Origin of the sequence: Desulfitobacterium hafniense DCB-2 (genome assembly GCF_000021925.1) — a bacterium.
GTDB lineage: Bacteria > Bacillota > Desulfitobacteriia > Desulfitobacteriales > Desulfitobacteriaceae > Desulfitobacterium > Desulfitobacterium hafniense.
The window spans coordinates 1,091,918-1,104,839 of record NC_011830.1 but is presented as its reverse complement, the minus strand read 5'-3'; the positions used below and the strand labels follow the sequence as shown (position 1 = coordinate 1,104,839).

The 12,922-nt window shown below is 47.8% G+C and carries 8 protein-coding genes and 1 other annotated feature; of the genes, 1 reads left to right on the top strand and 7 read right to left on the bottom strand.

Going from position 1 to position 12,922, the window contains the following annotated elements; all coding sequences use genetic code 11:
* Window positions 1-63: 63 nt before the first annotated feature.
* Window positions 64-1,737, bottom strand: coding sequence for a 2-isopropylmalate synthase (locus DHAF_RS05075; RefSeq protein WP_011461751.1), 1,674 nt, complete (start codon window positions 1,735-1,737; stop codon window positions 64-66).
* A gap of 49 nt (window positions 1,738-1,786) precedes the next feature.
* Window positions 1,787-2,057 (bottom strand) — a binding site (T-box leader).
* 211 nt (window positions 2,058-2,268) lie between these two features.
* Here DHAF_RS05075 and polC point away from each other — a divergent pair.
* A complete protein-coding gene (gene polC, locus DHAF_RS05070; protein WP_005813449.1) occupies window positions 2,269-6,612 on the top strand; it encodes a DNA polymerase III subunit alpha in 4,344 nt (1,447 codons plus the stop codon).
* Window positions 6,613-6,687: 75 nt separating this feature from the next.
* Here polC and DHAF_RS05065 read toward each other — a convergent pair whose 3' ends face one another.
* The 6 genes from DHAF_RS05065 to DHAF_RS05040 all read right to left on the bottom strand — a co-directional run bounded on the left by DHAF_RS05065 (window position 6,688) and on the right by DHAF_RS05040 (window position 12,864).
* Complete coding sequence (locus tag DHAF_RS05065; RefSeq protein ID WP_015943145.1) at window positions 6,688-6,939, bottom strand: hypothetical protein; 252 nt, start codon at window positions 6,937-6,939, stop codon at window positions 6,688-6,690.
* Window positions 6,940-7,066: 127 nt separating this feature from the next.
* Window positions 7,067-7,477 carry a hemerythrin domain-containing protein gene (locus DHAF_RS05060; protein WP_005813446.1) on the bottom strand — a complete coding sequence of 137 codons (411 nt, stop codon included), beginning with the start codon at window positions 7,475-7,477 and terminating at the stop codon, window positions 7,067-7,069.
* 97 nt (window positions 7,478-7,574) lie between these two features.
* Window positions 7,575-8,717 (bottom strand): collagen-like protein, encoded by a 1,143-nt coding sequence (locus DHAF_RS05055; protein WP_015943143.1) that lies wholly within the window; start codon window positions 8,715-8,717, stop codon window positions 7,575-7,577.
* A 283-nt stretch (window positions 8,718-9,000) separates the two neighbouring features.
* Window positions 9,001-10,338, bottom strand: a complete 1,338-nt coding sequence (locus DHAF_RS05050; protein ID WP_015943142.1) for a collagen-like protein — start codon at window positions 10,336-10,338, stop codon at window positions 9,001-9,003.
* Between the two features lie 334 nt (window positions 10,339-10,672).
* On the bottom strand, window positions 10,673-12,184 hold the full coding sequence (locus tag DHAF_RS05045) for a sensor histidine kinase (protein ID WP_005807737.1): 1,512 nt from the start codon (window positions 12,182-12,184) through the stop codon (window positions 10,673-10,675).
* The gene (locus DHAF_RS05040) at window positions 12,181-12,864 is read right to left on the bottom strand and encodes a response regulator transcription factor (RefSeq protein WP_005807742.1); all 684 of its coding nucleotides are present in this window, start codon (window positions 12,862-12,864) and stop codon (window positions 12,181-12,183) included. Before DHAF_RS05040 ends, DHAF_RS05045 begins: the two co-directional genes overlap by 4 nt.
* Window positions 12,865-12,922: the final 58 nt, after the last annotated feature.

Below are 12,922 nucleotides of genomic sequence, written 5' to 3'. Positions count from 1 at the left end.
AGCGTCGTTCTGATCATTCTAGCATAAAAAGGCAGCGATTCCTAGGAAATGCAACACCGATCATTAAACCGCAGCTGAATCCTTGATCATGGTGTTAATAGCACTGATCAACGCTTTAACCGAAGAAGTAAAGATATCGGTGTGAATTCCGCATCCCCAATGAATCACCCCATCCGGACCGGTGACTCCCACATAGGAAACGGCTTGTGACTTGGAGCCTAATTCCAAAGCATGCTCTTTATAGATCAGGTTAGAGTAGGATAACCCCAAGCGAGCCTGGAGAGCATTGCTGATGGCATCCAAACGACCGTCCCCTTCCCCGGATAACTCCTGAATCTCACCCTTGAACTCAAGAGTAACCGTAGTCTGAAAATCATCATGGTTGAGGAAGTGGAAGTTGAGGAATTTAATGGGGTTCTCAATATTGACATATTCCTTGAAGAAAATATCCTTGATTTCTTCAGGCATGAGTTCTTTGTGCAGGTTATCGGAGACATTTTTCACCTTATAGCCGAAGGCTTCCCGCATCTTAGCCGGCAAATCAAGAGCATAATGCTGTTCCAGCATATAGGCGATGCCCCCCTTACCCGACTGGCTATTAATGCGGATCACATCTCCCTCATACTCCCGGCCGATGTCCTGGGGATCGATAAGCAGATAGGGCACATTCCAATAGTGGCACTCATGCTCTTCCCGCCATTTTATGCCCTTGGTGATGGCATCCTGATGGGAACCTGAGAAGGCTGCAAAAACCAGCTTGCCCCCATAAGGCTGGCGGTCATGGACTTTCATCCGGGTCAACGCTTCATACTTGGCCGTGATTTCCAACATGCTTGCGAAGTTGAGGCCGGGGTCCACACCATGGGAAAACAGGTTAAGGGCTAAGGTGACGATATCCACATTGCCGGTGCGTTCCCCATTGCCAAACAAGGTCCCCTCGATGCGTTGACCACCGGCCAGCAAGCCCAGCTCCGCATCAGCTACGGCAGTACCCCGATCATTATGGGGATGGAGGGATAAGATCACATTGTCCCGATATTTGAGATGCTCGCTCATATATTCAATCTGACTGGCATAGACGTGGGGCATGGACAGGGAAACGGTGGCCGGCAGGTTAATAATCACTTTGTTTTCCGGGGTAGGTTCAAACACATCCAGGACCTGATTGCAGATTTCCAGGGCAAACTCCATCTCTGTACCGGTAAAGCTCTCCGGCGAATATTCAAATTGGAAATTCCCTTCCGTCTCTGCGGCATACTTTTTCAGCAGCCGGGCACCACTGACGGCGATCTCCACAATCTCCTCCCGGCTCATTTTAAAGACCTGCTCCCGCTGGGCTACAGAGGTGGAATTATAGAGATGGACGACTGCCTTTTTGACTCCCACCAAAGCTTTGAAGGTCTTTTCGATAATATGGTCACGGGATTGGGTCAAGACCTGAATGGTCACATCTTCAGGAATCAAATTCTGCTCAATAAGGGTGCGCAGGAAAGCATACTCTGTTTCCGAGGCGGCCGGGAAACCCACCTCAATCTCCTTAAAGCCAATCTTCAAGAGCATGTGATAATATTCCAGTTTTTCTTCCAGGCTCATCGGCACCACCAAGGCCTGGTTGCCGTCCCGCAGATCAACGCTGCACCAGGTGGGTGGCGTAGTAATATACTCCTTCTCCGCCCACTTTAAGCTTTTGACAGGGGGCATGAAATACCCTCGGCGATAATTGTCCACATTCTTCATTGTTCATCATCCTCCCTCACAATAAAAAAAACCTTCCATCTCTATAACCTATAGAGACGAAAGATTTTAACATCTTACGCGGTACCACTCTCATTCATGCCCAAAGCATGCTCTCACAGATACGGGTCCACTATCTGCAAAGAGATTGCCGACCTTATATCCCCCTACTGTAACGGTTAGGATCCGGCTCCACCTACTCTTGATCATTTCAGCGAGCTACTCCGAGGCGAGTTCGGTTCCATCTTTGCCGCTGTTTTACACCAACCAACAGCTCTCTAAGCGCTTAGATAAAACGTACTAGTCCTCTTCGGCGTATTTAAAAACTATTTAATGTATTCTATAACAGCTTCTCAACTTTTGTCAAGAAAAATTACTTCTTCTTTCCGTCTTCTTTCCTATTCACTCTCATGGTAAAATAAACATAATATGAGCCAAGCCTATTTGTAGTTAAACATCCACAACAGATAGGCTTCTCTGTTTATTTTAGAGAACAACAATTCAGAACAAGTAGATGGAGAGTTTAGAGATAGTATGAAAAGAGTTCAGGAGATTTTCAGGAATTTTGAAGCTGGGGTCAGCTTAAACACAGCTATCGTCAAAGCCGTGGTGCTGAAAGAGAAGAGCAAGACCCTGGAAATGAAGATCAGCTCGGATAACTATATAGAGGTCAGCGACCTTGAATCTCTGAATCAATTTATAAGAGAACAATTGACTTTAGAGGATTCTGAGATTATCGTCGAGTACTCTGAGGGTACTCCCAAAAAGCCCATCGAAGAGGAGCTCAAGAAAATCATCAGCTTGCTGGCCCGCAAACATCCTCTTTTGAAATCTGCCCTCAATAATTGCGACTTCGACATCACGGATCAATCCATACAGCTTACCTTTAAGATTGCTGTTTCTTACTTACTCAAAGGCAAGGGCTATGACAAGATCATTCAAGAGGCGATTAAAAACCTCTATGGTGCCCATTATACCGTTCATTTCGCCGATAAAGTCAACCCTGAAGATTTAGTCCGGCTGCAAGAGGCTACCCAGGAAAAAGAACTTCAGCTGATTCAAAAAGAGAGGCTGGCGGTCCCCCCTAGTCCAACCCCTGCCGAACGCCCTAAAGAGGCTGCACCTGTGCCGGCGGAGAGCAAAGCTGATGATGGCAAAAAAAGCGATCCCCAGCTTATTTTGGGCCGTAATGCCGCCATTAAAGATAAGGTCATCAAAGTTACCGACATTACCCCCGATGAAGGCAAGATTGCTCTTCAAGGGGAACTGTCCAATATCGAAGCCAAAGAATTAAAAAGCGGCAAAACTTTAGTGTCCTTTGATCTCTATGACGGCTCAAGCTCCATCACCTGTAAGTCCTTCCTCAAACCCGGTGAAGACAGTGAGGTCGTATCCAGACTGCAGAAGGCTAAAGGAGTTAAGCTTTCCGGAAATGCCGGCTTCAGCAAGTTCTCCGGGGAAATAGAGGTCATCGCCCACACCATCGTGGAAACAGAAGGTGTAAAAAAATATATACGACAGGATCTGGCCAAGGCCAAACGGGTGGAGCTGCACCTGCATACCCAAATGAGCCAGATGGATGCCATGAGCGGTGCCACGGATCTCATCAAACGGGCCATGAACTGGGGGATGAAAGCCATTGCCATTACCGATCATGGTGTGGTTCAGTCTTTCCCGGAAGCTCATAAACTCCTGGGCAGAGATAATCCCAATATGAAGGTCATCTATGGCGTGGAAGCTTATTTGGCACCGGATAAGAAACCCTCCGTAACCCATCCTAAAGGCCAGAGTATTGATACTACCTATTGTGTACTGGACCTGGAAACCACCGGCTTCTCAGCCGCCACCGAAAAGATCACGGAAATCGGGATCATGAAGATCCAAGGGGGCAAGATCATCGATCAATTCGGCTGTTTTGTCAATCCGGAGAAACCCATCCCCGCCCGGGTCGTGGAGGTAACCAACATCACCGATGACATGGTCAGGGACGCTGAGACCATCGACCAGGTTTTTCCTAAAATCCTGAATTTTATCGAAGGAAGCGTTTTGGTTGCTCATAATGCTGATTTTGATATGGGCTTCCTGAAGCACAACGCGAAAGTCTTAGGCTATGATTTTGACTATACCTATTTGGATACCCTGTCCTTAGCCAAGGAACTTTTCCCGGATTACAAAACCTATAAACTAGGGAGAATTGCCAAGAATCTAGGCATTAAAGTCGAGGTCGCTCACCGGGCCCTCGATGATGTGGGCACCACCGTTAAGGTGTTCAATATCATGGTAGACATGCTTAAAGAGCGGGGGGTAGAGACCCTTGAGGACATTGACCTGAAGGCGGCGGATGAGGCGGCCAGGAAAGATGAATATAAAAAGCTTAAGACCTATCATGCTATTATTTTAGCTAAGGATTATACCGGGCTCAAAAACTTATATAAGCTGGTCTCCTATTCTCATCTTGACTATTTTTATAAAAAACCCCGTATCTTGAAGAGTCTCTATAAAAAGTACTCAGAAGGCTTAATTCTCGGCAGTGCCTGCAGTGAAGGGGAGCTTTATCAAGCCATCCTGCTGGGCCGCTCGGAGGAGGAAATCGAGTCCATCGCCGAAGAATACGATTATCTGGAGATCCAGCCTCTGGGGAATAATGATTACCTGATTAGAACCGAGCAGGTGCCGGGTAAAGACTATCTCATGGAGATCAATCGCAAGATTGTCGCCTTGGGCGAGAAACTCAACAAACCTGTCGTAGCCACAGGGGATGTGCATTTTCTGGATCCCGAAGATGAAATCTACCGGCGGATCCTGGAAGCAGGCCAGGGCTTCAAGGATGCGGATCAGCAGCCTCCCCTCTATCTGAAAACCACAGAAGAGATGCTGGAGGAATTTTCCTATTTGGGAGAAGACAAAGCCTATGAAGTGGTGGTCACCAACACCAATCTGATCGCCGATCTCTGTGAGCCCATCAGCCCTATTTCCTCGGAAAAAGCTACTCCCCATATTGAGGGCTGTGAGGAGACCATTAAGGAGATTGCCTTTGGCAAGGCTCACGAGCTCTATGGGAACCCTTTGCCGGACATCGTTCAGCAAAGGCTGGACAGGGAGCTGGATTCCATCATCAAAAACGGCTTCTCCGTGATGTATATCATCGCCCAAAAACTGGTCTGGAAATCCAACGAAGACGGCTATCTGGTTGGGTCCCGGGGTTCTGTGGGGTCATCTGTCGCCGCCTATATGACAGGCATCACCGAGGTCAATGCCCTGCCCCCTCACTACCGCTGCCCCAGCTGCAAATACTCGGATTTCTCCGATCATGGTCCTAAGATCGGCTTTGATTTGCCGGATAGAGAATGCCCCGTCTGCGGAACCCAGCTGGATAAGGACGGCATCGATATTCCCTTTGAAACCTTCCTGGGCTTCAACGGGGATAAAGAGCCGGATATCGACTTAAACTTCTCAGGAGAGTACCAGGCTAAAGCCCACAAATACACCGAGGTTATCTTCGGTAAAGGCACCACCTTCAAAGCGGGAACCATCGGCACCATCGCTGATAAGACGGCCTTTGGCTATGTAAGGAAGTATTTTGAGGAAAAGAACCGGACTGCCAATAAAGCGGAAATCATCCGCATCTCCAAAGGCTGCACAGGCATTAAACGAACCTCGGGACAGCATCCGGGGGGCATCATCGTGGTGCCCAAAGGCCGGGAAATCTTTGAGTTCTGCCCTGTACAGCATCCTGCCGACGACCCCAATTCAGATATCATCACCACCCATTTTGACTACCACTCCATTGACCAGAATCTTTTAAAGCTGGATATTCTGGGCCACGATGATCCCACGGTGATCCGCATGCTTCAGGATATTACCGGAGTCGATCCGAAAACCATTCCCATGGACGATAAGAAGACCATGTCTCTCTTCTCCTCCACAGAAGCCTTGGGTGTAACCCCCGAACAGATCAACTCCAAGGTGGGGACCTTCGGCATTCCTGAATTCGGTACCCGCTTCGTCCGGGGCATGCTCCTGGATACTCTGCCTAAGGCCTTCGAAGACTTAATCTGCATCTCCGGTCTCTCCCACGGAACCGATGTGTGGCTGGGGAATGCCAAGGACTTGATCGATGCGGGAACGGTGACCCTGAGCGAGGCGGTCTGTACCCGTGACGAGATTATGACCTATCTCATTCGCAAGGGCCTCCCTCCCAACACAGCCTTTAAAATTATGGAAATAGTGCGTAAAGGTAAAGCCCTTAAAGAGCCTAAATGGCCGGAGTACGAAACCTTAATGAGAGAGCACGATGTTCCCGAATGGTACATTGACTCCTGCCGCAAGATCAAGTACATGTTCCCTAAAGCCCATGCCGCAGCCTATGTGATGATGGCCTTCCGTATCGCTTGGTTTAAGGTGCATATTCCCTTGGCCTATTACGCAGCCTATTTCACCATTCGTGCCAAAGCTTTTGACGCCGAATTTATGATCTTCGGCAAAGAAAAGGTCAAGGCAAAAATGAAAGAGATTGAGGCCCTGGGCAATCAAGCGGCACCCAAGGATAAGGATATGTACGATGATTTGGAAATCGTTTTGGAGATGTATGAGAGGGGCTTCTCCTTCCTGCCCATAGATATCTACGCATCCCATGCTACAAAATTCCAGGTGGAGGGTAATGCTTTAAGACCCCCTCTTAACAGCATCTCCGGCATGGGAACCATCGCTGCTGAAGGACTCTACAACGCCGCTCAGGAAAAACCTTTCAACTCCCTGGAGGATGTCAAGAAACGGGGCAAAATCGGGAATTCTACCATGGAATTGCTGAGTAAATTTGATTGCTTAAAAGGCATACCGGAAAGCGATCAGATCAGTTTCTTTGATCTAATCAGTTAAATAATCAGTTAAAAAAATTGCCTGGAATCTTTGCTGAGCGAAGATCCAGGCAATTTTAGATTAATATTCAGACTCTTATTTTTTCATAAAGCTTCGTATCTTTAATTGAAGTATTACAGAGCAGGGAATAACAAGAATGATCACACCAAAAAGAGCAAGGATATCGATTATGGTGTCTTGTGGAGAAATTAAATGAAACACCCACCAATAGGCCTTCCACACCAAGAAGAAGGCAATCAGAGCGCTGAAAACATCCAGCTTTTTCTGATTGACGCTGACAAAAACTTGCTCATGGTTCTCGGTTCTGGCTCTACTGTTATTCATCATATCAACATCCCACTTCCGGTCTATGCCTAATCCTGACTTCATGATAATAAGCACATTTTACAAAAGTATATCACAAAAAAAGGAATGGCAACAACACCCTATTGGGCACCAAAACTTGACCTATCTTTTAGATATGCTGATAAAGTCTTTTATCTTCGGTGTTCAGACGATTTTTTAATGCGGAAAAGATCTTGTTTGACTCTCCAATGAATTGTGGAATATCGGCTTTAATCTTGGCGGCAGACATATAGGTACTCTTATATTTCAGAAACTCAGTGGATAAGGAGCCCATTTCCCGACAAAGCTGCTCTGCTGTTTTGCTCAGTGCCTCATCCTTTGATTTTTTTAGAGCAGGATAAAGGTATTCATCCTCTGATTTTAAATGCAGAACAAGAATACCGGACAGTTTGCTGATTTTCAGAGAAAGGTCAAAAGCTTTTTGACCAAGATTCCCTGAATGAACCTCTTCCTCTATTTCCTGAATAAGCTGACGAATCGTATGATGCTGGTTCTTGAGTAAATCGTTATTCATTTCCATTCCCCCTTAGCTGGTAAGGTTATGGTACCTTATCAATAGAAACAGTGCCGTGACATGAGTCACGGCACTCTGTGAGCATTTTAACCAAGCAATCACATTACAGTGATGCTACTTCAACAATAGTCAAGTCTGCCTGGACAGCCGACGTGCCATAGGAGACCGTCGCGCCGCTGTTATTAAACAGGTTAAAGACCAGCGGAGTCGTTGTCACCGTAAGCAAAGCATTTCCATTTAACTGTAATGTCACCATCGGCGAAGGGGAAGACGATAAAATGGTCTGCGAACCGCCGCTAATAACCCGGATGCCAAAAGACACCGTAGGCTCTGCTTCGGCCCCATCTGTGTTAACCCACCAGGAAATATAGTAATTTCCCGGCTGATTGATAAAAAAGGTTCCAGTTCCGGCATTATAAGTGATGTTTGCGGAAGGAGCGTTGATTGTAGTGTCAAACAGGACATTGGCATTATTGGCGACCGTACCTCCACTGCTTCCCTGCAACTGAACCTGGAGCCCAGATAATGATCCAGCTCCACCGGTTGGTCCTGTGGAACCTGTAGGTCCGGTCGGGCCGGTCTCTCCTGTAGCCCCTGTTGCGCCGGTCTCTCCTGTGGCTCCTGTTGCACCAGTTTCCCCTGTGGCCCCTGTTGCGCCGGTCTCCCCTGTGGCTCCTGTTGCACCAGTTTCCCCTGTAGCCCCTGTTGCGCCGGTCTCTCCTGTGGCTCCTGTTGCACCAGTTTCCCCTGTGGCCCCTGTTGCGCCGGTCTCTCCTGTAGCTCCTGTTGCACCAGTTTCCCCTGTGGCCCCTGTTGCGCCGGTCTCTCCTGTGGGCCCCGTTGCCCCGGTCTCTCCTGTAGCTCCCGTGGCTCCGGTCTCCCCTGTGGGTCCTATTATTGGTTCCAGTGAATCCAATTCAGCAGGGAGCACCCGATGGGCATCCACTAAGTTCCCTTCAGCGTCTTTACCCCATACCGATATAGCTACCGTTTCAGAACTTGTCGAGAATACAAATTCAAAAGCATCCAGATCAGCGAAATACTCTCGAGTTATCACCTCATTTGGATTAACATTAACTATTTCTAAAACATATACTTCTTTGAAAGACCCATTGGGATAGTAGCCGGTTATTCTAACCGTCTCCGTGGAATCACCATCGTTGGTAATTCTAAGGGCTACCGATACTGAGGGGCGTGCCCCATTAACCGGAAAATTATCTATCAAACCGGTGGTTAACTCTGCCATCTTGACATCTCCTTCTTTTTTGCATTTCACTCATTGCGTTCTTGAAGTTGAAAAATTATATCAATCCCCCCATTTTCATTTCACTCTATACTATTACTCTTGTCCTCCATAGGTGACTCTTATCGCAAAAATGCCTCATGAAAATAAAACGAGAACATATCCGCAAGGGAATGTTCTCGTACTAAGAAAATCAGGCAAAACGCATCTCAGTGAAAGGGGGCGGGAACTCAGGCCTCTTCGTTTAGGAGCAGAGCGCTTATGCTTGCGTTGAACCCGGACTCATTTAATTACTTAATTGAACAACAGTTAAGGAGCGATTTATATAACCTAAAATAGGGAAATCCGTACTAGCACTCACTCCTACTTCATCTCCTGCTGTTAAAGATGCTTGAACTACAAACGTTGAACTACTTCTATTAAATATTTTAAAGAAAGTGGTTGTATCGCCAAAAATTGGCGAACCATTGACAGTGATAATAGCCTCCAGATATGGGTCATCAGGATCTGGATCAGTAGTGGCTTGAGCGTTAATAGATATTGTTATTTGATAAATTCCGCTTTCCCCTACCACTAATTCATTGCCCGATAGACTAACTGTGATAGTATCTGATAAAGGTCCAACTATACTAAACGGTACGGGTGTGAATGTTGCCCCAGGTGCCTCTGCACTACTTCCTCTTAAAGATCCAAAAGCCAAAACGACTTCTCCGGTAGGACCAGTCGGACCAGTCTCCCCGGTCTCTCCTGTGGCTCCCGTTGCTCCGGTCTCTCCTGTAGCCCCTGTCGCTCCAGTTTCTCCTGTGGCCCCTGTCGCCCCAGTCTCTCCTGTAGCCCCTGTCGCTCCAGTCTCTCCTGTAGCCCCTGTCGCTCCAGTCTCTCCTGTAGCCCCTGTCGCTCCGATTTCTCCTGTGGCCCCCGTTGCACCAGTCTCTCCTGTAGCCCCTGTGGCCCCGGTCTCTCCTGCGGGCCCTGTTGCACCAGTCTCTCCTGTAGCTCCCGTTGCACCAGTCTCTCCTGTAGCTCCCGTTGCACCAGTCTCTCCTGTAGCCCCCGTTGCTCCGGTCTCTCCTGTGGCCCCTGTGGCCCCGGTCTCTCCTGTGGCCCCTGTGGCCCCGGTCTCCCCTGTGGCTCCCGTTGCCCCGGTCTCCCCTGTGGCTCCCGTTGCTCCGGCCTCTCCTGTAGCTCCCGTTGTTCCGGTTGCTCCTGTGGGCCCTGTTGCCCCGGTTGCTCCTGTGGCTCCGGTCTCTCCTGTGGGCCCCGTCGGCACTATAATCGGTTCCAGTGAATCCAACTCAGCAGGGAGCACCCGATGGGCATCTACTAAATTCCCTTCAGCGTCCTTACCCCATACCGATATAACTACCGTTTCAGAACTTGTCGAGAATACAAATTCAAAAGCATCCAAATTAGCATAATACTCCCGGATTATTACCTCATTTGGATTAACAGTAACTAGTTCTAAAACATATACTTCTTTGATAGTCCCATTGAGATAGTAGCCGGTTATGGTAACCGTCTCCGTAGAATCACCATCATTGGTAATTCTAAGGGCTACCGATACCGAGGGCCGCGCTCCATCAACCGGAAAATTATCTATCAAACCAGTGGTTAACTCTGCCATCTTAACATCTCCTTCTTTTATTCAGCAATTTTACTCATTAAGCTCTTCAAGTTGAAAAATTTATATTAATCACTCATTTTCTATCTCATTTTATAATATTACTCTTGTCCTCCATATGTGACTCCTATCGCCAAAAAATTACTTAGTACTTTGATTACTTTTATCCTGACCATAAGAACGCAGTTATGCCCCTTAAGTTCTGTGATACGCAAAAAAATGCCGTGACATAGTCACGACACTTTTCGCGTAATTTAACAGGGCTATTCCTTTTCACCTTCTGTAAGGACAAGCCAGCTAAACTTCAGATAAAACCCAAACTCTACCTGAAGTAATTTTATATTTTAGGCAGCCCGACAATAAACCGACTTCCTTCACCCACTTTACTTTCGACGCGAAGTGTTCCCCCATGAAGCTCTACCAGGGAGTGAGTAATAGCTAAGCCCAGTCCAGCTCCCCCATATTTCCGGGTCCGGGAAGAATCGCTGCGGTAGAACCTTTCAAAAAGATGAGGTAAATGCTCCTCGGGAATTCCCGGTCCGTTATCCTGGACCGTCAATTCCACCCCGGAAGCCTCAGATTTCAAGCTGATTTGAATCAACCCCTTATCCGGGTCCGTATGCTGGACCGCATTATGGAAAAGGTTGAGAATGACCTGTTTCATTTTATCCACATCGATAGGGACCAATTCCTCAGGGGCCAAATCCAATTGAATCTCCCGTTCTTCAGCCAGCATACGCAGTTGGGGCTCCATCTCCAGTATCAGTACCCCAATATCCTTTTCCGATTTTTCAAGATAGGGAGAACGGTCCAGCTTAGCCAGGAGCAATAGATCCTGAATAAGCTTCTTCATTCGCTCCGATTCCGCATACATACTGGTTAAGGATTTCTGCAGCTTATCCGGTTGATTCATAGCTCCCCGCAGCAGAACCTCTAAGAAGCCATGGATAGAAGTAAGGGGGGTCCGCAGTTCATGAGAGGCATCGGCTACAAAGCGCCGCATCTGTTCTTTAGCCTCCTTTTCCGCTGTAAAAGAGGACTCCAGCCGCTCCAGCATCCCATTGAGGGATACGGCCAAAGTATCGATTTCTTTTTGACCTTGTTCCACAGGAAGGCGTTCGTTAAGGTTCCCCGCATCCATATTCTCCATAGTATGAACGATATTGGACAAAGGAACCAGAGTCTTTTTGATGACCGCTTGGTAAGCCACCAGTCCGCCCACAAGGGCAAGCACAGAAAGGAGCATAAATATAGACAACTGCCGGAACAAAACATCCTGAACAAATTGGGTGCTAAGGCTAACCTGAATAAAACCAACCAGATAGCCGCGCAGTTCCAAGGGGTGCAGAACCACCAGCAATTCCGTCCCCGACTCTGAGTTCACTACCCAAAACCTCGGCGACTCCGATGGATCTAAGGCTTGCTGATACTGGTCGGCACTGAGGAGCGGCGGGGCCCCTGACCGATTCATGGTATTGGCCAGGCTGGTCACGTTCCCATTCAAATCCACAAAAGCAATCGTAGAATCCATTAGGTTGATGGGAATACGATTGGGAGGCCCTTCCTGGGTTTTACCGGGTACCAGCTCCACTATATCTTTATCCAGATTGAATTTGGCATTAATCTCCGCATAGAGCAGCATCTGCGTCCAACTGTCCCGGGGAACCGACGCAATTTGGGATCGAATGCTTGCCGCAGTGCTGCCGAGAATGAAGTCCTTCAAGAAAACATACTGAAAGATCCCGATCAGCAATAAGATAATAGCCAAAAAAAATAAAGAACGGGAGAGCAGCTGAAACCTCAAGGAGTTGGGGGTTACGATCTTGTGTATAGAGGCTCCCTTCTTCATATCAGGTCCATCCGATACCCGGAGCCCCGCAGTGTACGAATCAGCCGGTGCTCCTTATCCCCCAGTTTTTCTCTCAAGGAGCGAATGTAGACCTCCACGATATTATCATCACCAGCAAAATCATATCCCCACACTTTATCTAAAATCATCGTCTTGCTCAAAACCAGCCCCTGATTAAGAATTAAAAATTTGAGCAACTCATACTCTGTAGGGGAAAGCTCCAGAACCTTATCCTGAAACTGGATTTCCTTGCGGCGATCATCCAAACGAAAGGGGCCCATCACCACTTCTCCTAAAAGGGTGGGGAATTGATTGCGGATACGGGCGTGAATGCGGGCAAGAAGTTCCTCAAAGCTAAAAGGCTTAGCCATATAATCGTCAGCGCCGATGGTTAAACCCTTGACCCGGTCCTCCACTTCATCCTTAGCGGTCAGCATAATAATGGACACATTCTCACTCTTCTTCAGCATCCGGCAGACTTCAAAGCCATCCATTCCCGGCATCATAATATCCAGAATCACAAGGTGGGGATGGAGCTGTTTAGCCAAGGTAACTCCTGTCATCCCATCAGCCGCCGTCTGCACCTCAAAGCCCTCGTTCAGCAGCCCCATTTCCAGGAACTCCAGAATGTTCGGTTCATCATCAATAATCAGGATTTTGATTCCTTTCAATTTTTGCATGGAGTATCTCCCCTTTAAAGGCGAAATCGTTCTCTTCTCATTATCTGCTGCCCCGTTG

Bases quoted from the DNA above. Each gene is read 5' to 3' on its own strand.
- DHAF_RS05075 (WP_011461751.1), bottom strand. From the start codon at position 1,737: ATGAAGAATGTGGACAATTATCGCCGAGGGTATTTCATGCCCCCTGTC.
- polC (WP_005813449.1), top strand. From the start codon at position 2,269: ATGAAAAGAGTTCAGGAGATTTTCAGGAATTTTGAAGCTGGGGTCAGC.
- DHAF_RS05065 (WP_015943145.1), bottom strand. From the start codon at position 6,939: ATGATGAATAACAGTAGAGCCAGAACCGAGAACCATGAGCAAGTTTTT.
- DHAF_RS05060 (WP_005813446.1), bottom strand. From the start codon at position 7,477: ATGGAAATGAATAACGATTTACTCAAGAACCAGCATCATACGATTCGT.
- DHAF_RS05055 (WP_015943143.1), bottom strand. From the start codon at position 8,717: ATGGCAGAGTTAACCACCGGTTTGATAGATAATTTTCCGGTTAATGGG.
- DHAF_RS05050 (WP_015943142.1), bottom strand. From the start codon at position 10,338: ATGGCAGAGTTAACCACTGGTTTGATAGATAATTTTCCGGTTGATGGA.
- DHAF_RS05045 (WP_005807737.1), bottom strand. From the start codon at position 12,184: ATGAAGAAGGGAGCCTCTATACACAAGATCGTAACCCCCAACTCCTTG.
- DHAF_RS05040 (WP_005807742.1), bottom strand. From the start codon at position 12,864: ATGCAAAAATTGAAAGGAATCAAAATCCTGATTATTGATGATGAACCG.